Annotated in this window: 17 protein-coding genes and 2 pseudogenes; 2 read left to right on the top strand and 17 right to left on the bottom strand. The window is 56.0% G+C overall.

The annotated features are described in order from the left end of the window. Positions 1–4 precede the first annotated feature (4 nt). Both AC3AP7_RS07035 and AC3AP7_RS07030 read right to left on the bottom strand, forming a co-directional pair. Positions 5–1,111, bottom strand: coding sequence for a porin (locus tag AC3AP7_RS07035; protein ID WP_475764389.1), 1,107 nt, complete (start codon positions 1,109–1,111; stop codon positions 5–7). A 341-nt stretch (positions 1,112–1,452) separates the two neighbouring features. Continuing rightward, complete coding sequence (locus tag AC3AP7_RS07030; RefSeq protein ID WP_475764390.1) at positions 1,453–2,817, bottom strand: MFS transporter; 1,365 nt, start codon at positions 2,815–2,817, stop codon at positions 1,453–1,455. Between the two features lie 413 nt (positions 2,818–3,230). Between AC3AP7_RS07030 and AC3AP7_RS07025 the strand changes: the two genes are divergently transcribed. Next, positions 3,231–3,491 carry a hypothetical protein gene (locus tag AC3AP7_RS07025; protein WP_475764391.1) on the top strand — a complete coding sequence of 87 codons (261 nt, stop codon included), beginning with the start codon at positions 3,231–3,233 and terminating at the stop codon, positions 3,489–3,491. Positions 3,492–3,667: 176 nt separating this feature from the next. On the opposite strand, the pseudogene AC3AP7_RS07020 reads toward AC3AP7_RS07025, so the two are convergent. From AC3AP7_RS07020 to AC3AP7_RS06970, 11 genes and pseudogenes are all read right to left on the bottom strand, one after another. After that, positions 3,668–4,759: pseudogene (locus AC3AP7_RS07020) on the bottom strand (IS5 family transposase). 112 nt (positions 4,760–4,871) lie between these two features. Further along, positions 4,872–5,450 carry an IclR family transcriptional regulator gene (locus AC3AP7_RS07015; protein WP_475764392.1) on the bottom strand — a complete coding sequence of 193 codons (579 nt, stop codon included), beginning with the start codon at positions 5,448–5,450 and terminating at the stop codon, positions 4,872–4,874. A 32-nt stretch (positions 5,451–5,482) separates the two neighbouring features. Beyond that, positions 5,483–5,665, bottom strand: a complete 183-nt coding sequence (locus tag AC3AP7_RS07010; protein ID WP_475764393.1) for a helix-turn-helix domain-containing protein — start codon at positions 5,663–5,665, stop codon at positions 5,483–5,485. Positions 5,666–6,045: 380 nt separating this feature from the next. Further along, positions 6,046–7,245 (bottom strand): IS91 family transposase, encoded by a 1,200-nt coding sequence (locus AC3AP7_RS07005; protein WP_475764394.1) that lies wholly within the window; start codon positions 7,243–7,245, stop codon positions 6,046–6,048. 8 nt (positions 7,246–7,253) lie between these two features. Then, positions 7,254–8,135 carry a tyrosine-type recombinase/integrase gene (locus AC3AP7_RS07000; RefSeq protein ID WP_475764395.1) on the bottom strand — a complete coding sequence of 294 codons (882 nt, stop codon included), beginning with the start codon at positions 8,133–8,135 and terminating at the stop codon, positions 7,254–7,256. Between the two features lie 302 nt (positions 8,136–8,437). Continuing rightward, the gene (locus AC3AP7_RS06995) at positions 8,438–9,514 is read right to left on the bottom strand and encodes a 2-hydroxyacid dehydrogenase (protein ID WP_475764396.1); all 1,077 of its coding nucleotides are present in this window, start codon (positions 9,512–9,514) and stop codon (positions 8,438–8,440) included. Between the two features lie 278 nt (positions 9,515–9,792). Further along, complete coding sequence (locus tag AC3AP7_RS06990; protein ID WP_475764397.1) at positions 9,793–11,322, bottom strand: MFS transporter; 1,530 nt, start codon at positions 11,320–11,322, stop codon at positions 9,793–9,795. 279 nt (positions 11,323–11,601) lie between these two features. Continuing rightward, on the bottom strand, positions 11,602–12,165 hold the full coding sequence (locus AC3AP7_RS06985; RefSeq protein WP_475764398.1) for an amidohydrolase family protein: 564 nt from the start codon (positions 12,163–12,165) through the stop codon (positions 11,602–11,604). Positions 12,166–12,579: 414 nt separating this feature from the next. Continuing rightward, positions 12,580–13,101, bottom strand: coding sequence for a cupin domain-containing protein (locus tag AC3AP7_RS06980; protein ID WP_475764399.1), 522 nt, complete (start codon positions 13,099–13,101; stop codon positions 12,580–12,582). 1,548 nt (positions 13,102–14,649) lie between these two features. Next, the gene (locus AC3AP7_RS06975; RefSeq protein WP_475764400.1) at positions 14,650–15,603 is read right to left on the bottom strand and encodes an IS5 family transposase; all 954 of its coding nucleotides are present in this window, start codon (positions 15,601–15,603) and stop codon (positions 14,650–14,652) included. A 138-nt stretch (positions 15,604–15,741) separates the two neighbouring features. Continuing rightward, the gene (locus tag AC3AP7_RS06970) at positions 15,742–16,854 is read right to left on the bottom strand and encodes a porin (protein WP_475764401.1); all 1,113 of its coding nucleotides are present in this window, start codon (positions 16,852–16,854) and stop codon (positions 15,742–15,744) included. Between the two features lie 192 nt (positions 16,855–17,046). Here AC3AP7_RS06970 and AC3AP7_RS06965 point away from each other — a divergent pair, with 192 nt between their 5' ends. Continuing rightward, a complete protein-coding gene (locus AC3AP7_RS06965; protein WP_475764402.1) occupies positions 17,047–17,943 on the top strand; it encodes a LysR family transcriptional regulator in 897 nt (298 codons plus the stop codon). Between the two features lie 13 nt (positions 17,944–17,956). Here AC3AP7_RS06965 and AC3AP7_RS06960 read toward each other — a convergent pair. The 4 genes and pseudogenes from AC3AP7_RS06960 to AC3AP7_RS06945 form a co-directional block, all read right to left on the bottom strand. After that, positions 17,957–18,773: pseudogene (locus AC3AP7_RS06960) on the bottom strand (IS5 family transposase). Between the two features lie 297 nt (positions 18,774–19,070). Continuing rightward, on the bottom strand, positions 19,071–20,093 hold the full coding sequence (locus AC3AP7_RS06955; RefSeq protein WP_475764403.1) for an IS110 family RNA-guided transposase: 1,023 nt from the start codon (positions 20,091–20,093) through the stop codon (positions 19,071–19,073). A gap of 253 nt (positions 20,094–20,346) precedes the next feature. Next, the gene (locus AC3AP7_RS06950) at positions 20,347–21,072 is read right to left on the bottom strand and encodes a class II aldolase/adducin family protein (RefSeq protein ID WP_475764404.1); all 726 of its coding nucleotides are present in this window, start codon (positions 21,070–21,072) and stop codon (positions 20,347–20,349) included. A gap of 74 nt (positions 21,073–21,146) precedes the next feature. After that, positions 21,147–22,523, bottom strand: a complete 1,377-nt coding sequence (locus AC3AP7_RS06945; protein WP_475764405.1) for an MFS transporter — start codon at positions 22,521–22,523, stop codon at positions 21,147–21,149. Positions 22,524–23,052: the final 529 nt, after the last annotated feature.

Below are 23,052 nucleotides of genomic sequence, written 5' to 3'. Positions count from 1 at the left end.
AGCCTCAGAAGCGCGTTCTCAAGCCGACGCGTGCAATAGCCTGATTCGGTCCGCTTGAAGGGGCAGTCGGACCTGTCAGGCCCATAATCAAGGCATTCGCGCCATCATTTGCACGTTGATAGACGGCCATAGCATAGACGGTTGTGCGCTTCGACAGGAAATAGTCGGCCGTCAATCCGATTTGATGAGCATGATTGTTGGTCACCACTTCGTTGCCTTTCATGTACGCGTAGCTCGCGCTAAGACTGATGTCTGGCCGCACTAGCCAGCTCGCTCCGGTGGACCCTTGATAGACGCTGGCGCCGTTTCCATTGTTCTTCACTGTGACAAAGAGGGCGCTAACCAGCACCGGACCAGCTTGATACCGAGCACCGACGCCCCAGTTCCGGACACTGACCTGGGGGCCGATAACGCCTGCCGTCACCGGGTACTTTACGAGCGTATAGGCTGCGTCCGCCCCAAAATTTCCCTTCGCATAGTCGGCAGCAAAGCTCATTGCGTTGCCGGTTCCAACAGACCCCGGCACACCACCAAATCCGTACATCGCTCCGGCACTGAGCCCAGCGACGTTCGGCGTCGTGTACTTCACCGAGTTCGCGATACGTCCGGCCGCCCGATACCAGTCGAAGTTTCCGGTGGGGTTATCTGGCAAAGCGAGTTTCTGGAAAGGACCGGCGCCCTGTCCGTAAAGATGGCTCGTATAAATCGCGGGGTCGTCTTTGCTGTTGTACAACGCATCAACCATGAAGTCATACTGGTTCCCTAGCGTCAAAGTGCCGTACCTGTCGTTGGTCACCCCCACAAACGCGTTGCGGGTGAACAGACTTTGGCCAGGAAGAAAGGCGCCGGAGTTCAGGGAGAACTGGCTAACCAGGTTGAAGATGACCTTCGTACCTCCTCCGATGTCCTCCTTGCCAATGAAACCCCACAAGTTCGGCCCGTTAATGCCGTCGTCGGTTTGCCATGCGCTATGTCCGGCGCGATTGCTGACGTAGGAAATCCCACTGTCAATCATGCCAAAGAGCGTGACACTACTCTGGGCGTTCGCTGCTCCCGCGTATGCAACGCAGAACAGGCCCGAGATGCAAGCGGCAATTTTCCTGGTCTTCAACTGTATCTCCGTTTGTAATTATGAATATGGTCCCACCGAGATTCGGAAGAAGGGATCTTTGGTGCTACAAATCTTTTGATTCAATCGGTATTCCGAATTTTTTGCCGTACTGTCAGGCGGAATGTACTACTAATGAAAGGCCCCTGCCGCGCTGCCAGCCGCCCTCCTTGAACGGTTCAAACTCCGTGCCGCCTGGCGTCTCTCACTGATGTGGCGTAATGCTTATGATCGGCCCGGGCGCAATCCGTCCGCCGTTAGTGGAGGGACGTGACGCATTACAGGCCGTTGGCCGACATTCCTGGCTTGCATCAGCCTCAGACCGCTAAGCTGGTCCGGCTTCCCTAAGCCCCTTTGACAGTCGGACTCGCGCTGACCTGGTCGGCTTCAGAGCCTCGCGACTTCAGGCTCGCCAGGATGGCGAGGCCCGCGAATGCAGCCGGTACGGCAAGCATGCCAACAAGTGCCCCGAAGCTGTAGCCAAGGCCAATGAGCAACCCACCGCTTGCCGAACCCACGATGCTGCCAAAACGGCCGAATGCCAACATCCAGCTCACTCCGGTCGCCCGTGCCAGCGTTGGATAGCAGGTCGGTGCGAATGCGTTGAGGCCAGTCTGTGCGCCGTTCATGAAGAAGCCAGCAGCAAGCATCCACAGCGAAAGCGAACTGGATTGAGGGCCCGCAGTACCGACTGCGAACACGCACAGCGCCCCAGCGATGTATGCTGCCGCCACAACCGGGACGGGTCGAAAGCGGTCCATAGCCCAGCCGGCGAGGATAGCGCCTGCAATGCCGCCGGTCTGGAACATTGCCGTAATATTGGCGGCCCGCTCGATGGACATGCCCGCGTCCTTGATGAGCATCGGCAACCACCCGGTAATCAGGTAAATGACCAACAGGCCCATGAAATAGGTCACCCAAAGGGAGACCGTTGTAACGCGATAACCAGGCTCAAAAAGCACCTCGGCCGGACGAGCGTGCGATACCACCGGCTCGGCTGCGACAAGACGGATCCCTACCGGGAATTTATAACGGCAGACACGCTCAAGCGTTGCGACAACCTGTTCCATCGGGCGACCACGCACGAGCATGAACCGCACAGATTCCGGGAGTGCCAGGAGTAGGAACGGCACAATCGCCAACGGCACGACACCACCGAAGATAACGACGGCGCGCCATCCAAACCGGGGTATAAGCCATCCGGCAGCAAAACCGACCAGCGCCGAACCGACCCCGAAGCCGATGAACATCGTTGTAGTGAGCAACGAACGGCGGCGCTGCGGAACATATTCGGCGACGAGTGTCGTCGTGTTTGGCATGGCGGCGCCTAGGCCGATGCCGGTGAGAAACCGCAACAGCATCATCTGCGTCACGTCCTGCGAGAGTGCAGTAACGAGGCTACCAATTCCGAAAAGGATCACGGAAGCCACGAGCACGGTCTTGCGCCCAAGGCGGTCAGCAGATGGACCGGCAATCAACGCACCGAATACAAGACCAAGAGGCGCGGCGCTCATAACCACGCCGAACGTTGCTTTCGTAAGGTGCCAATCGTGGACAACGGACGGCGCAATAAAGCCGATCATTGCGACGTCGATGCCATCTGCAGCAACAACGAAGAAACACAGGACAACAATGAGGGCCTGCACGGCGCTAAGGCGCCGCGCGTCGATGAACGCTTTGACGTCCACCGTTTGAAAAGGATGATTCACGATTGTCTCCAGTAATTTTTGGATTGGCGCACCTTCGGTTTGGGTGCTTGATCGTGATTCTATTGATACTTATCAACGACGATTGAAGCTATTTCGCGGTATCTGAAATCGATTTTTTGCATCAATCCACCCATGGTTACTGAGCCCGGAGGCAACGGCCGCCTGCTCCCCCGTAAGGAGGGCGGGGACGAAGGGAGAACATCGGGTGCAGGCGGAGAGATTGCGCGAATACGGCGCTCTATCCGCTGCGACCGTCTTGTAGAGTTGTGGCGCGGTGATAACACCGCGCGGTCAACGGCGGTTGCTACATAGCACGCGCAACGATTCTCGTACCTTGCTCTCGCCAATATGCCGGAAGACCAGACCGCGAGACGTCTCGCCGCTCACTGGCGCTCGGCGAGGTAAGCCGGTTTGTGGCAAGGCGCATATCGGCTACCCATCTGAACGAACTTTGCCAAACAATTCGAGGGCGCCTGATTTTCGTTCAGCAATCGACCTTTGCCGCCGGCTACCTCATCGCAGCCATCGCAGCGATGCGTCTGATTTCCGAGTATGGATGGGTGGTCATGTTCGTCATCGGATCGCTGCCGATCGCCGTCTCGGTTGTGCTTCAACGCGCGGGAGTCGCCGCAATGGCTTGCACTCAATCGTCGCGCCAGTTCGCGCCCGTGTGATCGCGCGACGGGGGCCCTAACAGGTTGCGGAAATACACCCTGACGGAAGCGGCCTTCTTCGATTTACGCGCCCGCCGTCGCTAAATCTTTCGCATTGTGCAATTTCAACGCGAATTGACCTTTTTTAAAGCGGTGTGAGGCCGACGTCTGGCCTCGTTGCCGCCCCTTTCCCGCCACTATGGGCGCACCTGTGCCAAGGACCGCATGCGCACGAGGTTGTAGGCCGCCATGTTCAACACGAACATCTGGTCCACCTTCTTCAAACCGCCACCATCATCTGGCGAATGCGCCCCACGGTCTTGGCCCAGCCGAAACCTTGTTCGATCAACTTGCGCTTTTGCTGCGAAATCGCGTAGCCCACGCTCGAGGCAATCGTTTCGGGCACTGCCGAACGCCGCCCAGAGGTGTTTTGCGCAACGTGCGGTGTGACCTTCATCTGCTGGCACGCCTCGATGAATTCCTGCGCGTCGTAACCCTTGTCTGCACCCAACGTGATTTCTACGTTCGGATCCACTGTCGCTTGCCGCGCGTCGTGGATCATGATCTTGGCCGCTTCACGCTCGGCATGCCCGTCAGCGTGTGTCACGCGCGCATTGACCACCAGGCCGTGCCGGTTATCGGTCAGCGTATGGCCCATGTACCGCAATTCGCTAGCCGTTTTCCCTTTGCGATAGAGCCTCGCATCGGGATCGGTCCTCGACTGATGTGTCTCGTTGCTCCGTTTCTCGCCCTTGAAGCCGCCCGCGCCGCCGTCGTCGTTGTCCTGATCGTCAGCGTTCTTGCGTACAAAACTCTTGTGCCCGGCCCACGCCTGGATCAGCGTGCCGTCCACGCTGAAATGCTCACCCGAGAGCAGGCACTTCTTCCCGGCGATGGCCACCACTTCGTTGAAAAATTCGATAACGGCATCGTGCTTGATCAGGCGCTCGCGGTTCTTCGTGAAGACCGTGGGCACCCACACCTCATCGTCCATTGCCAGGCCAATGAACCAGCGAAATAGCAGGTTATATTGAACCTGCTCCATTAGTTGGCGCTCCGAGCGGATGCTGTAGAGCACCTGAATTAGCATGGCTCGCAGCAGCTTCTCTGGCGCGATACTCGGCCGTCCACCTTTTATGTCCGCTTCATACATTTCGGCGAACAGCCGATCCATCTTCGCCAGCGCTTCGTTTGCCATCACGCGGATCGAACGCAATGGATGCGACTTCGGGACAAAGTAGCTTGCGCATGGAAAACAGACTCTCGGTGAACGTGTCGGCGCCGCGCATAATCTCGATGTGGCAAGTGGTGGTCCATCTATCAACGCTTCACGAACTCGGTGCGATGACGTGTTTCAGCGGTACTTCAGCAACCTGCTAGATGCCTATTTCTAGAACACCTTTATCGATCTAGGAAGGATCGTGACCCAGCCCTGATCCGTAAGGAATGTGAGGCACCTGCGACCCGCTCTGCAATCGATCGCGCCCCAGATCGAAGTATCTCGAGTTGGTAGTCGTAGTCGTCAGGATGAACGATTTTCGCGGGGAAAACGATGCCGAGCGCGCCCAACAGCTCGCCAGAACTTCCAATTATCGGGACGGAAAGAGCTCCTATTCGCACAATCCGTTCTCCGTCAGTCGAACCATAACCTCTGCAGAACACGGTGTCCAACATCGTATTCAAGTCGTTCAAATCGACCACCGTCCTACTGGTCAATGGCTCAAATCGAGTCGTCGCGATCATCTGATTTCGAACATCATCACTGGAAAACGCGGCGAGAACTTTTCCTGGTGCTGTCGCGTAAAACGGGTAATAACTGCCGAAGCTGCTTGCTAGGTCTAGCTGTACCGGACCGGCGATCCCAAACAGATTTAGTGGCTTTAAATGATCGAGAATTGACAGTGTGGCATTGAAACCAGTTCTGTCGGCAATAGCTCTCAAGGCTGGGATGGCGTGTCTAGTCAGAGGGTGAAATTGCACAAAGCGCGACCCAAAAACATATGCACTGAGCCCTACCGAGTACGTACGCGACTTTCATCTTGCACGAGCCAGCCGGCCTCACGAAACGTGCTTATGATTCGCGAAACTTGACTTCTCTGGAGACCGAATCGATCAGCGAGTTCGCACACTGACTGCTGCTCACTTCCGTCCGTAAAAGCTCGTAAAATTTTCAGAGCGATCGCAATAGTCTTCATACCCAAACGTGATCTGATAAATATTCGATAAGGCAGAGGATTTTTAGCGAAGCGCAGACGGCGGACCACGTCCGCATTGGCACGGCGTACGGGCCGGCTGTGTTTCGCTAAAAATTCTTTGAGCTAAGCCGCTCCGCTGGCGTTTGCGGCTATGGGCATTGAATCGAAAGGCCTGCATGCGATGTTCTCGACGACAGGGTTCGTGATGCCCAGGATGAACGGCCTGCGGACGGGTTCAAGGATGGGAGATCCGCACAACGCATGGGATGAACAGACGACGCAGAGTGTGGCAGGCGGCGGTGGGCGACGTCTGGCCGAGCGTGTCCACCGGTGCCGGCGGGACGTGCTGGAACCGATGTTGTAGTCGGGCGGATCGGAATTCATCGGGGACTCACCGGTGGTGCTCGCGGTGACGCACCAGGTAGCAGACGTTCGATGCAGAGCATGCGACCGCGCGAACAGACCGGGCAGTCGTAGAGCGACCGGCCAGTGAGTTTCGCGTAGCGGTCACGATAGTCCGGTTCGGGCGCGGTGCGGGCTTCGCGGTCCGGCTCAACGTTGAGCAGATGACGGCATGCGGTCAGCCGGGATTCGCGCAGGCGATTGCTCAGCAGCCCATAGTGGCGGATGCGTTGCAGTCCGCGCGGAAGAATGTGTAGCAGGAAGCGCCGGATGAACTCGAGCGGGGGCAACTGCATTACGCGCCGCTTGTCTGGTCTGCGATAGTCCTTCCAGCGAAACGTAACGTGAGCGTCGGTCAGGCCGACGAGGCGGTTGTTGGAGATCGCGACTCGGTGTGTGTAGCGGCCGAGATAGTCGAGAACCTGTTGCGGACCGCCGAATGGCTGCTTGGCATAGACGACCCACTCGGCGTGCCGCGGACCCATAAGGTAGCGGGCGAATTGAGCAGGCTCGGACAGATGGGTCAACGCGGAGAAGAACCTCAGTTCGCCTGTGTCGAAGGCATGCTGCAACCGCTCGAGGAACAGTCGCCGGAACAGACGCGAAAGCACTCGTACGGGCAGGAAGAAACCGGGTTTGCAGGCTACCCACCGGCGGCCGTCGGGCGTCAGGCCGCCACCCGGCACGACGCAGTGCAGATGGGGATGGTGCACCAGATTCTGGCCCCACGTGTGCAGGATCGCGATGAAACCGATGGTTGCGCCGAGATGGCGCGGATCGGCAGCGATTGTGTGCAACGTTTCGGCGGTCGCCTGAAACAGGATGTCGTAGACCACCCGCTTGTTCTGGAAGGCGATCGACGCGATCCCTTCGGGAAGCGTGAAGACAACGTGGAAGTACGGCACGGGCAGCAGGTCAGCCTGGCGGTCGTCGAGCCATTGCGCGCGGGCAAGCGACTGGCACTTCGGGCAGTGCCGGTTACCACACGAGTTATAGGCAATGCGCTGATGTCCGCAGGTGTCGCACTGCTCGACGTGACCGCCCAGCGCTGCGGTACGGCACTGCTCGATCGCGCTCATCACGCGACGCTGCTCGCGGCCGAGCGAGCCGGCATGCAGCTCCCGATAGGTTGGGCCGTGGCGACGCAGAACGTCCGCCAGTTCCAGCACGGCGCGCATGATCGCACTCAGGCGTTTGTGGGTGGTGGCTCGGGGCAGAAGGAGGGGGCGTGTTGCTGAGGCAGCCGGTCGAACGGGCTGGTCGTCGCGCAGACGGTGCTGGTTGCGACCTTCAGATAGCGCGACGTCGTGGCGAGGCTGCGATGACCCAGCAGCAACTGGATGGTGCGCACGTCAGTACCGGATTCGAGCAGATGCGTGGCAAATGCATGCCGCAACGAATGCGGGGTGATGGACTTGCTGATCCCGGCGCGACGTCGCGCCTGCTGGCACGCCATGCGTATCGTTGCCGGATCGATGGGCTGGTCGGGAAATCGCCCCGGGAACAGCCAGTACTCTGGCCGGACGACGCGCCAGTAGCCGCGCAGAATCTCCAGCAGTCGAGGCGAAAGCATGACGTAGCGGTCGGCGTCGCCCTTGCCCTGTTCGACACGCAGCACCATGCGCTGGCTGTCAATGTCGGTGACCTTCAGGCGGGTCGCCTCCGAGACGCGCAGACCGGCTGCGTACGCCACCATCAGCACGCAGCGATGCTTGACACTTCTGATCGATTCGAGAAACCGCATCACCTCGTCGGGGCTGAGGATGACTGGCAGCCTGCGAGGCACTCTCGACGTGGGGATCTCGTCGATCGGCCAGTCACGTTTGAGCGTCACTGAGTAAAGAAAGCGCAGCGCCGCGGTGGCTACCACCAGCGTGCTTCGTGAACGCCGCTGGACCTCAACGAGATGCAACTGGTACGCGCGGATTTCCTCTGGTCCCAGCACCGCAGGTGAGCGGCCGAAGTACTGGGCAAAATTACTCACCTGTTGCAGATAGGTGCGCTGGGTGTTGACCGCGAGGTTCCTGATGCGCATATCCTCGATCATGCGTCGACGTAATGCCGTCATGGCTGACTCCTTCGAAAGGACGAGGCAGAAACTGCACTGTCATCGTCGCATTCGGAGGAATGCATGCCGCGAACTGTGGCGAGGCCGACTCCGTTGACCAACCACCTGCTCCCGCGTCAGCGGGTTAGTTCAATCGATGTTATCGTGAAATCTCATGTCAGCCCGACGCCCTTGCGAACTCCAGTTTCGATTCTCCGGTACAGCGCGGAAAACGAACCTTCCTCAGATTTCGGTCTAACGTGAAGCAGGAATTGAGCTCAGCTTGAGCTGTCCGGGCGATCGAGTTGAGAAAGACCGGCTCGTCATCGACCAACCAGTGTGTGCGTGGAGAGCTTCAAAAGTCGCGTACGCCAAGATTCCAGTGCCGCGGGATTACGCAGATAAACTGGTTCGTGTCCCTGCATCAAGCACTCGACATGCGCGATCGTTGCGGTCGAAATCGCCTCCAAAACGTCCTGCGTATGCCCGATTATATGAGGCGTAAGAATGACGTTTTGCAGATCTCGCAATGGACTTCCGCTCGATAATGGCTCGGACTCGAAGCAGTCTACGGCGGCGCCTGCGATACATCTTTGAGCCAATGCGTCATACAGCGCTGACTCATCGATCAGGCCGCCACGCGCTGTGTTTACAACAAGCGCGGATGGCTTCATCATCGCGAATTCACGTCTACCTAGGAGATGACGGCTGCGCTCCGTCAGCGATGCATGCAGACTTACAATATCGCTCTCCGCCAAAAGCGCATCAAGTGGTACCATCGTCACGCCCTCCGGCACGCTGCCTGCATCTTGGGACGGCGAATGCGCTAGAATTCGCACCTGCCAGGTGCGCAGCCTTTCCGCTACACCACGCGCAATTCGTCCCAGTCCGATAAGTCCAACGGTTCTTCCCATTAGCAACCTCGATCGAAGATTCGTCGGCCGGGGCGACCCCGTACGCAACAACATCTCTTTGTAATGCAAGTCATAGGAGAGTGCGAGCATTAGCAACACAGTTGCCTCGGCCATACCATTGAAGTTCTCCGGAATCGCGCCATTGGCAACTAAAATCCCTAGCTCTGTGGCGTGATCGATATCAATCGCTTCAGTGCCAATTGTCGGAAAGACCACACCGCGCAACCGCGGCGCCGCAAGCAGAAGATCTCGCGGCAGTCGTGCGCGTGAGCTAACAACGATGACGTCTGTACGCGCGAGGTAATGCACCCAGTCTTCTTTGGGCAACACCATGGCCGACGGCGGGCGGTGTTCCGGGCCGCGGATAACTTCGTAGCCGCGCCCGACCAGTTGCGCGGCAACCTCGTCGAGTTGTTCATTGAGTGCATGATCCCTGCCTACCAACACTACACCACGTCGCTTACCAGTATTTTCTTCCTGATGCATATCCATTCTCAATATATTCAGATGATTCGCAAGCAAGCGAGTCGAAACAACCGACCCGGAAAGGAACCTGATCACTCTCGAAAACAACGATGCTCCCAGTGAGCCCATCTCCAGGTGGAGTCAAATCATCTGCCAAGATTGAGCACCCCAAAAAGGCAAACGAAACTGCGAGGATGAGCCAGTGCGGGTAATCCTTTGTCTTACCGCGGCAAGACGATCCCAATACCAGTGCGAGTCCGCCACCAGTCGATGAGCGCGCATGCCTCGACCTCCATCGATCAGAATGAACACAAACCCAAGAAGAGAACCACCGTTTCATCGAATGCTTCCGGTTGCGGCGGGTACGCGACCATGGCAGAACGGCGTGCGATATAGATGCGAAAAAAACGATGAACCAAAAGATTGCTTCTCGAAAATTCCTCAACACAGCGTCTGGCAAGTCGCGCCACTCTCGCCAAGTAAGTTATGCGTTCGTCGTCAGTTGCGGTCGGGTTGTCTCTTCTTCGTTCTTTAAACGCAACATGCCAATGCAAAGGCCAGCTGCAAGTACCGGGATGGAGATCATGGAGAATTGCGTCGACCACTCCCATTGGGCCGATAACATGTAGCCACCCATTACGCTTCCGAAAACGGAGCCAAGCTTGCCAGCGGCCATTGCCCAGCTGACCCCGCTCGCACGACTCGCGGTCGGGTAAAAAATCGCAGACAGCGAGTTCAAGCCTGCGATTACCCCCCAGTCCGAAGCCGACGCCAAACACAACGATGACCATGAGATTGCTGACGGCCCGCAGTTGACCGAACCAGAATATCCACGCGAACGTCCGAACGCAAGGACCCGCTGCACATCGCGGGCCACGGAATCGAGTGATCAGAAATCCGCTCGCCATCGAGCCGACGGCCGTGCCGACCATCAACGCGGACGTAATCCACGAAGCAGCCACCAGACTACCGCCAAGGCCACGAACTAGAGTCGGCAACCAGTAACCTACGAACCAAATCGCAGCAAGAGCAATAAAATACGTAGTCCATAGTATAGTGGTACCAGCAAGCATGCCATCCTTGAACAGATGCATTACCGGAGAGCCCGAGAGTCGCTTTTCGGAGATACTGAAGCGAACTGCTCGTAAGTCAGCGCCTCGATCAATGTGTTGAAATGTGCGTGTCAGTTTACTCTGATCGCGCTGCAACGCCAAAAACCGTACTGAGTCAGGCAGGAGCCAACCTACAATCAACGCAAGAACCAGCGGTAAGATACCGCCAACGATAAACAGCGATGGCCAGCCATACACGGGAATCAGGTTGGCGGCCGCACCTCCCGCGAGCGCGGCGCCGAGCGGTGTGCCGCAGGTTAGAATTGAGACCACAAGTCCGCGATGCCGCTGTGGAAAAATCTCTGCGACCAGCGTGTAACAGTTTGGCGTGGCGCCACCGAGGCCTAGTCCGGCGGCGAAGCGGATGAGGGTCAATGAATCTACTGAACTGGATAATGCACTTAGCAGACTAAAGACGCTGAAAGTGATCATTGACGCGAGGACGATCAACTTCCGTCCAAATCGATCGGCCAGCGGACCAAATATTAATGATCCAACCATTAGGCCCGCCAGACAAGCTCCGAAGATAGGACCAATCTGCGTCGGTGACAAATACCACGCATTCCTTATAGACGGTGCTATGAATCCTACGATCGCTGTATCAAAGCCATCGACAGTCACTATCAATAAGCAGATCGCCATGACGAACCACTGATACGGCGACACACGGCGTGTTTCTAAGAAATGCTCTAGACTAACAGATGCAATCGGTTCCATGAAGTCTCCTGAACAACGTGGCGCACTGCGTCGGCGCGCTCGTATGCTCGGTAACACTTGCGTTGTGCTTTAACCGCCGCTCGGTTCATGACCGAAAGCGAAGGTTGGGAGCCGTGCAATCCCTACCGGGGGATGCCACGAGTACTGCATCACAACTCCCCCTACCTATAGGCACTCGGCTCACTGACCTGGAGAGCAGTGTCGGCACTTGTACTAACTCCGAACCAGCCCGGTGCCGTACAATTCAGCGTCCGGCCCCGGGCACGATCGGCCTAGCGGTCAGAACCCGTACAGCCGAGCGGGATTTTCTGCCAATATGCGATTCCGCTCACGCTCGTCCGGGATCCACGTAAGCAGTTGATCGAGCAAATCTGTCGTATTGGGCATCTCCCCTTCGAATGCGACATGAGGCCAATCGCTTCCCCAGACCAGACGTTCGGGATTGACATCGACAAGCTTACGAACAAACGGTACAAGGTCAGGATACGGCGGTGCCGCCGATACTCGATAAGATCCGGATAACTTTACCCAGCATCGGCCAGCTTCGAGAAGTCTCAAAAGCGACCGAAAGCCCGATTGATTGAGACATGCAGTTGGTCGCACTGTCGCCATATGATCAATCACGACATCAGTCGGAAGCGCCAAAAGCTGCTCTTCAACTTCTGCCAGAGCGCTCCCACCTCCATCGTCAAGGACGTGAAGCTGGATATGCCAGCCGTAATCGGCGAACTTTTTCGCAAGGGATGGCATTTCAGAAAGAGGCGCGGAACCAGAATGTCCAATCGTGTAGCGCACACCTCTGACGCCGGCATCATGAAGCCTCCGAAGCTCGTCGTGATCCACCTATGCTTGCAACGCCGCAACCATTCTGGCAGGTCGACCTACCTCAGCCAGTGCATCCAAGTGTCGACGATTGTCCAACGCGTAACCACTTGAAGTGGGCTGGACTAGCACCACTCGTTCAATGCCGAGCTTGTCGAGCAATGCCGATAGCGTCTCTGGCAATGCTTCGGGAACATCACACACACGCGTCGGAGACAGAGGGTACCGGTGGCTTGGCCCGTACACGTGTACGTGGCAATCAGTTGCGCCGGGCGGGCAGATGAGCAACGGTTCACGATGGTCAGGCCTGGGCGGCTGACATGCTTGGATCATGGTGGGATCTCCTATGTGCGGAAACTTACGACGATCGGGCCCCGAGCAAATCGGCTGCCGTTCGAGCTTGCAAGCTTGCTTCTTCTCGCTTGCGCACGCCAATCACTCGAACCAAAGGTTGTCCTCGAGAATCAGATCGACCTCCTTGTTCTTTTCGGAATAGCCGTCGAAAGGCGCACCTGACTCATCAACCCGCGCTAAGACATCAGACGATGGATCGATTACCGCGCCAACGCGAAGCATGACAAGTTGCTCTGTCGATTCGGCGTGGAATGAATATATGGCGCCTGTGGGAATGAGGACGCAATCATTCTTCGACACGACGCGCTCTTCGCCTCGCGGGCCGAAAAACCTCGCCTGTCCTTGAAGGATGACGAAGAGATGATCTTCGTTCGAATGCGCATGGAGTTCGTTCTCCCCACCCGTGGCATATGTTTTTAGGACAACGTTCATTCGGTGAGATGCGCCTAAGACTTGATTAGTCCGACCCTGCTTGGGCAGGCGTGCACGCATATGGAAAAAGCTCGGGGTTGTACGTTCCGCAAACTTTTCCATTGCATCACGCCACTCCTCGGAGCTGTTAGCGATAGGGGCGAAGTCGCGATTCTCGTTTTTTTCCTGCATGATCCCTCCTTTTCCAGTCAATGATTCAGACGTTCAATTAGACGCAACTCATCTCAGTATTGGCTGCTTCGAAAAACTAACAACCTGTTCATCCTCTCACGGGTAGCGCGTACAAATCCATTTAAACGAAGAAATTGCTCTATTTGCAATCGCTACAGCGTCCGATACCAACCCAAAATAGGCTGGATCCAACGCGCAGGCGGACTGCAACTCGCCAAAAGCGAGGCAACCGGGCGGCGCGCTATCTCCGAGCGGAAATGCGGGAGCGATTGAGTGGCGACACAAGCACGCAATTATGCGGTCATTGGGCGTTGGGTAGACGTATCCCAACTATGACCACGTTTGAGTCTAGTCGAGTCCCGAAAACGGACCGTGCGAATCCATCCAGTCATAGTGCCCAGTTGCATTTGCCCAGGCCCAGTTCGATGCGGGTCGAGTTGCCATCTTGCTGGGGACTTCGCGGTGATCCCGCTTATCCCGCTCCACGTCATCACCCGCATACACCAGCTTTCTCCGATTTTCCTCATCGTTCATTTCGAACCTGCCCCTTTGACATTGATGAACGGAACGCACCTTTCGATTAGACGTAGCCCGTCAATTACTTCCGTGGAACAATCGTCCGCCTTGGTTGGACGATCTTCCTGAGTGTCGCTCCCCAGCGTCGGGGGGAGCATTTCGCCCGCTCCACCAGAGATCAGTTCGCGACAGAAAATTGCCAGTATCTGGCCGCGAGTTAATTTAGAGACATAGCCCATCCACCGGCCCCGAGCGGTGGCAAGTCATGGTGTCACAGGTCGTCAACTCCGCTGTCTTCGCCCTCTGCCCGGACTGCATACGATACCCGACTCTTGCGCGTTGTCTCGTGGAGGAACGAATGCGCTCCAGCGCCCCGACAAAGGCGACTTAAATACTTTTCGGGTAGACCTGATCACTCAATCATCTTTGAAAACGAAGCATTCAGTTCAGCTCCCTGATTGAGTATCCTGGCAACCCACCCTGGGACACCGCTCTAGATGTGGTTGTCCACAGCCGAGTCATTGTCTTCGGAAAAGGCCAACTATTTTCCCCTCTTCAATTTGGCGAGCACTGACTGTTTACGCTCGTATGCCGATACGCGGTGATCGTCCATCGTGGCTCCGCGCATTGAGACTTAAATGGCTTCAGAAGCCTGCGGATGAGTGGAAGCCGCGCAACGCCATCCTCAGGTTACGCTCTCCCTCATCACGAGTCTGCTGGGGTAAAACGCAAGCGGCTTGACTCGCTTAGTCACGTCAAACTTGTCGAACATGATAAAAACGTCCTGCCCGATTTGGATCCCCCTCCACATGCGCAAATAACCAACAACCCTAACAATAGTAAGAGCGGCACGCGAACTGGGACCGGCTCGCGCAGCAACTAAGGAAGGTCTGCACAACACGCTCTCGGAGCGCCGATCTTTTTTCACGTCGGGCGTATTGGCTGCAGAGCCTGCTATCAGGTTGCTCGTCCGACTTTTGAAGCATGATCGCCTTCGTTTGCCGAGACTCACGGGCTGATGCCCCGGGCTTTTCACGCTTTGCTTAAAGCCTTGCGCGCCATCCAGAGGTTGCCCAGCGCAAACAGTGTCGTGATCTGCGCGGTGTTCTTCACCAATCCTCGGTAGCGGGTCTTCGTATAACCAAACTGCTGCTTGAGCACGCGAAACGGATGTTCAACCTTGGCGCGCACGCCAGCCTTCAGGCGCTCAATCTGGTTGTATATCGCGTCCAGACGATTGGTCAGGTCCAGTTGTCGACGCTTACCCGGTCGCATCGCGACATGCCAGCGTACCGGGTTCGCCTGACAGCGCTTTTCGATACCCTGATATCCAGCGTCAGCGTACACATCCTTTTCCTGGCCGTGCAACAACGCTTCGGCCGCATTGATGTCGTGCACGTTGGCCGCCGTACCAATGACGGTGTGGACCAGACCCGACTCTGCGTCCACGCCGATGTGCGCTTTCATCCCGAAGTACCATTGATTCCCTTTCTTCCTCTGATGCATCTCCGGGTCCCGTTTGCCGGAGCCATTCTTTGTCGAACTGGGTGCGCTAATCAAGGTCGCGTCGACCGCTGACCCTACCTTCAACATCAAGCCTTTTTCACTCAGGATCTCATTGACCAGGGCGAGCATCTGCGCGGCCAGGCCGTGCGTTTCGAGAGGGTGACGGAACCGTAGAATCGTGCTCTCGTCCGGCAAACGCGTCATACCGTCGTCCAGCCCCGCAAACTCACGGTACAGCGGCACGTCATAAAGCACCTCTTCCGTCGCCGGATCCGAAAGCCCAAACCACTGTTGCATGAAGTGAATCTGCAGCATCGTCGCGATCGGAAACGGCGGCCTTCCAGTCTTACCCTTCGGATAGTGCGGTTCGATCAACGCAATCAACCTCGACCATGGCACAACGCGCCTCATCTCATCGAGAAATTCTCGCTTGCGCGTGCGTTTCGTTGAAAGATCCAGGCCAAGACCGAGCTGTGTCATCGAGGAACTCCTTCAATTCGCGTTCTTCCAGGATAGGCCAACCAGACTTCAACGCCAGGACTTTTGCAGACCGTCCCTAAGTATCTGTAAAAGCTTCGTTGCCCGCTCGCCGGATACACATTCTTCTGCCAAAGACGCTCAGAAGGCGTGTCGAATGCCCGCCGTCAAGAGCGCCTGTGAGCGCGAAGACGACGCAGGGATCAGGAAAATCGACGCGTGAGTGCCGCTCGCGCGCTGGTAGATGCCGTACAGATAGAGGTCTGTCCTTTTCGACAGAAAATAATCAATGCCAGCGTCAATTTGATTCCAGTGCGGGCTGGACTGTGGTTCATTGTACTTCGCGTTGGCGTACAGATAGCCAACCCCTGCCGCAACCGCCGGAGTCACGTAGTAGACGAGGCTGGCCTCATAGTTGTTTAGTTGTAGCGTTGTACCGTCGAGGTAGTTGTAGTCGACGTGCGAATACACGACAGAAGCTTGCGAATTGTTTAGCCTGTAAGCTGCGCCTGACACGAAAATACGTTGGCGGCTAGCTGTCGCTGTCGAATTTAGAAGACTCGTCTTGAAAGGGCTATAGCCAGCTGGATAATCGTTGCCTGCGGCCCCGCTTGGATTTGTAAGCGAGTTTGGGCCGTTCAACTGCAAATATCCGGCACCAATCGAGAAACCAGCCCTTTCGTATCGAGCCGTAATGCTGTATGCCCGATTGTCTCCGAATGATGTGGAGTTACTCAATGCGTACATTCCACCTATCTTTAAACCGCTGAGATTCGGGCTGATGTACTTGACGGAGTTGTTGAAGCGCACGGTTCCAAAGAGATTGTCATTGTCTCCGACGGGTCCCCCGTTGCCTCCCCAGTATTTTGCAAACTCGTACGCAGCCAGCAAATCATAATTGGTATCTTGTTGACGGCCCAGAGTCACCGTGCCCATTTTGTTGTCCAGTCCGAGGTACGCCGACCGACCGAACAGTCTTCCGCCTTGGGATAGGGTTCCGGCGTTGCTATCGAAGCCATTTTCGAGGCGGAATATAGCAGACGATCCCCCGCCGAGATCCTCTTTGCCCAAGAGACCAAAACGGTTGCCGAGCATATATCCGCTCAACAGTTGCACGTTGCTATGCCCGCCTTGATTGTTCGTCCACGCAATACCATCGTCGAAAGCACCATACAACGTAACACTGCTTTGCGCGCTCGCGGACGAGACGAAAAGAGCGAGGCTCGCTGCAGAGATACATGATCTCATTCGCATTCTTTGTCTCCGAAATCTTCTTGTGTTGTGTTGAAAAATCTTCTGCGTGGACCGCCCGCCGACGAGACGTACAGCTGGCCGCGATGCTCTTGAGAGAATCAGATCACGATAAAAATTCTAGGGTTGCCTAAGTATCAAGGCAATCAAGCTGGTATGATATTGTTAATTGTCTTTCCTTATAGAGGACGACGCATGGATCTGAGCCTCAAAGATCTCAAAATCATCGACGCCGTTTATAGAACGCACAGCATCTCCGAGGCGGCCGATGCGATTGGCCTCAGCCAGCCTTCAATAAGCATGCGGATGAGCAATCTTCGGACTTATTTTAACGATCAACTTTTCATTCGGACATCTACTGGAATGCATCCGACGCCAAGGGCAGACGAAATCATCGAACATGTTCGACTAGCTCTTGGGATACTTGAGAATGGACTCATCGGCCGGCCCAGCTTTATTCCCACTGAATCTGAGCGTAGCTTTCGGATATGCATGACCGACGCAGGACAGATAGTTGTAATGCCCCGTCTTCTTGATCGACTGAATGAGCTTGCACCTAAGGTGCGGGTGGAAGTCAAGAACCTGGATGAAGATACACCGAGACTCCTTGAAATGGGGCACGCCGACCTGGCGATGGGGTACACACAAGGCATTCGTGCTGGCTTCCATCAGCGCAGATTGTTCAAAGAGCAAATGGTATGCATGGTGGGTGAGGCACATCCTCGAATCGGAAAAACGATCTCTCGAGAGCAGTTCCTTCAAGAAAGACACGTGGCAGTTGTTATGCACGGTACTGCCCACTGGCGCATCGAAAAGGCTCTTGAGGAGCAGTCCATAAGTCGCCCGATCGCGGTGAGTATTCCTTCGTTCTTGGGACTTGGCCAAATTGTCGCAAGTACACCATTGATTGCTTTGGTGCAAGCCCACTTAGGAGCGATCCTTTCGCAAAGTGGCAACGTGAGACTCCTTGACACGCCAGTCTCTCTGCCGTCATACGACGTAACGCTATATTGGCATGAGCGGTATCATCAAGACCCCGCCAACCAGTGGCTACGTTCCGTTTTGGTTGATCTTTTTGCAGAGCATGCTTAGATTAGAAACGGTTTCATAAAGACTGCTGCACGCGCTGAAGAGTGTTCCAGCAGATCAGGCAACAGCCTAGTTTGAGGAACGCTTCGTGAATGTCAGCGCGACGCTCGAAGCGAATACGTAGACGACGGAAATGATGCAACCAGGCATGTGTACGCTCGACAACCCAACGGACTTTCCCGAGGCCGCTGCCGTGCGGATGGGCACGCCGGGCGATGCTGGTGGGGATGCTGCGCGCGTGAAGGATGCGCCGGTACTTGTCGTGTCGTAACCACGGTCGGCGTAGACACGGCCAGGGCGGCTCAAAGGCCGCCCGCGCACGCCTCCAATCGGCACGATGGCCTCAATCAGTGGAACGAGTTGGGTGACGTCGTTACGATTGGCGCCAGTCAGGATTGCCGCGATGGGCGTTCCGTTTGCGTCGGTGGCGAGGTGGTGCTTGGATCCGGGTCGCGCTCGATCGGTGGGGTTCGGACCAGTTTTTCGCCCGCCCCAACCGCGCGAATCGAGGACGAATCCACGACCACGCGCGAGAAGTCGATCTTGTCTGCCGCTCGCAACCTCGCCAGAAGCACTGTGTGCAAGCGATCCCATACGCCGGCTTGTTGCCAATCGCGTAGCCTTCGCCAGCAACTGACACCTGAGCCACATCCCATCTCCGCAAGCAAATCTCGCCACCGGATACCGGTCTTCAGCACAAACAGGATGCCGGTTAGCGCAGCCCGATCCGGAACCGGCATGCGACCCGGATACTTGAAGCGGCGTGGCTTCGCTGGTGGTAGCAGTGGCTCGATCAGTGTCCACAGTTCGTCGTCGATGATTGGTTTGCCCATCTCCTCGATCCTGTTGTCACGACGATCGAGGTTAATCTATGGTCACCCCCGTTTTTGCAATGTTGAATCTTATGGCGTGTTGGGCTTGCGTAAATCTATCCGGCGTCAGGGCTTGATGAGCCGTTGCGCCTCGATGAGAATCGCGCCTGGTGGTCCTGATAACAGGGGCAGCTTCACAAGCTGGTTAACCTCTCAGGGTTTCCGTCAGGCCGGTTTGCCGTTCACGTCATCAGTATTCAGCATTCGCAAAACCAGATGGTTTGACTTCGGTAAAGCGATAACGCATGGCCTTGCTCGTCAAGTGGCACTCCGCTTGCATGGGTCGAATACTGCGTCGCGACTCGCAATGGCCCAGGCTATTCGCGCGAACTTGTTAGCGAGGGCGCATGCCACCACATTTGAGTGTCGTCTTGCGAGCATTGAACGCACCCAGTCGGCCATCTTGCCCGGGTGCCTGTTCAGATGCAGCATGAAGGAACGTGCACATTGGACGAGCAACCGGCGGATGTTCTTGTCTCCCCGCTTGGAAATTCCCAACAGGTTCGACCGGCCTCCCGTGCTGTACTGACGTGGTACCAATCCAACAGCGGCGGCAAAGTCGCGGCCGCATCGGTACTGCTTTCCATCGCCGAGTTCGGAGGTAAGTAAACTTGCGGTAATCGCTCCAACACCGGGAATGGTAAGTAATCGCTGAGCTCTAGTGTCATCTGCAAGCTGCCGATTGAGCTCCTTCTCGATCTCGCCAATTTGCTCCGAAAGATATTTGAAATGTGCATGCAGCCGCTCAAGAATCGCGACAAGACGTGGCGGCAGTGAATGTTCGGCCAGCAAGGTAGGCAGGCGCCTGACCACGGCATTGCCGACAGGTAGCGTGACGCCGAATTCAAGCAGGAATCCATGCATCTGATTGGTGGTGCGCACCTTGTCCCGCACGAGCGAATCGCGTACCCGGTGCAGAGCCGACAATGTCTGCTGTGATACCGTCTTCGGCGTAACGAAGCGCATCGACGGTCGCGAAGCTGCTTCGCAAATTGCCTCCGCGTCGACGAAGTCGTTCTTGTTACTCTTCACGAATGGCCGTACGAACTGAGGTGAGATCAGCTTTACGTCGTGGCCAAGTTCGGCAAGCTTGCGTGCCATACAGTGTGCGCCTGCGCACGCCTCCATGACTACCGTGCATGGATGGAACGCTGCAAAGAATTCGATCAGTTGCTTGCGCGACACCTTTCTGCGAAATACAGCAGCGCCAGCCTTGTCTTGACCGTGAAGGTGAAAAGCGTGCTTGCCGAGATCAATTCCGACCAGTGTGACGTTTTGCATGGCAGATCTCCCGAGGAATCCGGGCAGCGTACACCTGCTGCGAGGAGGGGGTGACCATCCCATTACAGGTTGCGCTGCGGGTTAACAGCCCCTACGAAGCCTTTTTGAAACCGTTTCTTAGTCATCCGCTGTTTTCAGTAGCATGTCGTCCCCATCCGGTATCCGAATGGACGCCATCTACCAAACGCGGCTACGATTTCGGCCGGTTTAATCCCGGCCGATGCTGCCGATGATGGTAGCTTGTGCATCCCGCTCAATGAGCAGGGTCAAAATCACCCAAGCTCTGCACCCAGAGATTCCAAGAACGCCTAAGTTGGCTATCATTGGCCTCTGATGCAAGCGCCGCTTCCTCCGCGTTTAGGAATTCCACGTCGCCCAAAGATTGGGCTGCCATTTGCAGCTTGGCGTTAATTTCAGCATAGACAGCTCGGAATACTGCTTGCTGCAGAGATACCCCAACGACAGTTGAGCCGTGGCCGCGCATCAGAACGCAACTGTGAGAGCCAAGAGAGGTTGCGAGCACTGATCCCAGATAGGGTGTGCTGACCAGCATATTCGTGTTACCCCCCGCCTCCCGAATTTCGAAGTGCGCTGATCCTGCACCAAGAAATCCGGCCATGTGATAGACCGGCTTCAATTGACGCTTCGTTACCGTGAATGGAATAACATTCTCTGAATGGCTGTGAACTATGGCAGATACGTCGGGGCGTGCCCGATAAATCTCGGCATGTATGAAGCGCTCAAGATAGGGCCTTTCATTTTGCTCGGATACCGCTTCGCCGTTTAGGTCATAGCACGTAATATCACGACGCCGCACGAGCGCAGGAGCACGGTTGCAGGATAACAAGAAGGTTGTGGGATCTGTCGGGTTGCGCACACTCACATGGCCGAGGCCGTCCACAACACCCTTCTTGTAAAGAATGTGGTTAGCGATCACCAACTCGTCAACAAGCTCTCCAACAGCGTCCAGGTCAATCATGTCTAATCATCTCGTTAGGAGAAAAGCATTAATACGGGAATTCAACGGTTTTCTGTTTACGCCGCTACGCGACACTATGCGGTTCGATTGTTGAGCTCATCCTGTGCGTCGTCTTGGGGAATTGTTGTTCTATCCTGGTTTCTCTGACGAAGCGCCAACAAAACGACAAAAACGGATCCCAATGTCGGAAACAACGCGGCTTCGGTAAAAATACGGGAAGTTGAAAGAGCCGAAGAAAGTAAAAACCCGATTATCATAGGCGCCACAAACTGCCCTAAGCGCGCGCTACTCATTCCACAACCGATCCCGGTCGAGCGAACTGCAGCGGGAAAAATCAATGACGCCACCGCAATCGCACCTGCTCCTCCGATTCCTATTGCAACTCCCAACAGCGTGCCAAGCAGGCATCCCGAAGCCATCGTTGACGAAAGACCGAGTGCAGCAAGCGACACGGATGCGACAATCAGCGCCGGGAAGAGAACCAGGAATGAACCGAATCGATCAACGAGCCGGCCGGCAGCGGCCATACTGAAGAAAGCGCCGACATTGAAGAATGCAAGAACGATCGCCGTCTCAGCTGGTGTGAAGCCGTTTGTGTGAAGGAGCGTAGGGGTCCACATCACTGTAACGTTGGTCGTTGCGAAGGCGAAAAAGAAAACCATGCATAGCAACACCGTTGGCAAGGCACGACCGTCCCCGAACACTTGACGGATCGACGCCCCGGCGAACTTTTTGCTTTCAATGGAAAATCGCACGACAGCGCCGGAGAAGTCATGACCGAGCTTCATTAGCAGCCTTTCTATGCGTGCGTGATTCCGGGTGCGCGTAGCTAAGTATTGAATGGATTCGGGGAGGAAAAGTGAAATGCTGAGTGCAACGAAAAGCGGCAAAGCGCTACCGAGGACGAAAATTGCTCGCCAGCCGACGTTAGACAGAAGATATGCGTTTGTGAAGCTCCCGAGTGCGGCGCCAAGCGGATAGGAAGACCATACGATGGTAGCAATTGTCCCGCGATATTTGGTGGGAGAGTAATCCGAGGTCAGACTCAGGAAGCACGGCGTTGCGCCACCCAAACCGAGTCCCGCGAAGAATCTCACAATCACAAGGGTTTGCAGCGTATCAACGGATATCGTTGCGGCTGTGAACGCTCCGATTATTAGGGCGGAGACAATAAGCATGGTCTTGCGCCCAACTCGATCGGCGAGTGATCCGAACGTCAACGCACCAATAGCCGCACCTAGTTGGGAAGATGCGAATACGGGGCCGAAGCTACTGATAGGAAGGCCGAGTCCTTTCGAAATAAACGGTGCCGCAACGCCTATCGATTGTGTGTCCGCCCCGTCTAGAAGACCGACAAGTGCGCAGAGCGCAACGACAAGCACATGTACCTTGGTGAGCTTTCCATTATCAATCAGGGTCGCTACATTAATAACTCGTGGACCGTCGCTCATCGCTCAGTTGTCTCCTCTAGTTGGCGTATTTTCTTCTTCTATTTTTTTGATACAAAAAGCACTTATTCGTGCAGGCGGTTGATTACTGACGTTCGGCGCTTATTGTAATCGCGTCGTTAAGTTCGCTGAACCATCCAAAGCCGATAGGACAATTCAAATTTATTGATAGTGCTGGACGAGACTGGTGCTGGCTAACCCTGGCGCTCATGGCTCTGACGACTTCGATTCTGATCGCCTGTAGCATCCGACGAGACGCCGTGCTTTTCTCTCTCCACGTCCATGTCGCGAGCTAAAACGTGCGTTGGCCATTGCGCAGCGCTGTGTGGAGGTCAATGTTGTGAATATGCGAAAGGACAATCATGTCGCGGAAGACGCGCGTTGGCGCTCCTAAAGGTCAAACCGGGTATGTTGTACTCTTGCATGAGCTGCAACATGACTAAGGACGCTTCACGTTAACGTGCGGGATCGCCTCTATCTCCGTGTGGACATCCCGCGGGTCGGGTCACCAAATCGCCGGAAGCAAGCCTTG

The organism is Paraburkholderia sp. PAMB 6770, assembly GCF_057748135.1.
Note: the sequence above shows the minus strand (reverse complement) of the source record. Positions and strands in the feature narration are given on the sequence as shown.

Coding starts and splice junctions, on each gene's coding strand:
- AC3AP7_RS07005 (WP_475764394.1), bottom strand. CDS start 7,245: ATGCGCGCCGTGCTGGAACTGGCGGACGTTCTGCGTCGCCACGGCCCA.
- AC3AP7_RS06970 (WP_475764401.1), bottom strand. CDS start 16,854: ATGCGAATGAGATCATGTATCTCTGCAGCGAGCCTCGCTCTTTTCGTC.
- AC3AP7_RS06965 (WP_475764402.1), top strand. CDS start 17,047: ATGGATCTGAGCCTCAAAGATCTCAAAATCATCGACGCCGTTTATAGA.
- AC3AP7_RS06980 (WP_475764399.1), bottom strand. CDS start 13,101: ATGCAGGAAAAAAACGAGAATCGCGACTTCGCCCCTATCGCTAACAGC.
- AC3AP7_RS06990 (WP_475764397.1), bottom strand. CDS start 11,322: ATGGAACCGATTGCATCTGTTAGTCTAGAGCATTTCTTAGAAACACGC.
- AC3AP7_RS07000 (WP_475764395.1), bottom strand. CDS start 8,135: ATGACGGCATTACGTCGACGCATGATCGAGGATATGCGCATCAGGAAC.
- AC3AP7_RS06945 (WP_475764405.1), bottom strand. CDS start 22,523: ATGAGCGACGGTCCACGAGTTATTAATGTAGCGACCCTGATTGATAAT.
- AC3AP7_RS06955 (WP_475764403.1), bottom strand. CDS start 20,093: ATGCAAAACGTCACACTGGTCGGAATTGATCTCGGCAAGCACGCTTTT.
- AC3AP7_RS07010 (WP_475764393.1), bottom strand. CDS start 5,665: ATGAAGACTATTGCGATCGCTCTGAAAATTTTACGAGCTTTTACGGAC.
- AC3AP7_RS06950 (WP_475764404.1), bottom strand. CDS start 21,072: ATGATTGACCTGGACGCTGTTGGAGAGCTTGTTGACGAGTTGGTGATC.
- AC3AP7_RS06995 (WP_475764396.1), bottom strand. CDS start 9,514: ATGCATCAGGAAGAAAATACTGGTAAGCGACGTGGTGTAGTGTTGGTA.
- AC3AP7_RS06975 (WP_475764400.1), bottom strand. CDS start 15,603: ATGACACAGCTCGGTCTTGGCCTGGATCTTTCAACGAAACGCACGCGC.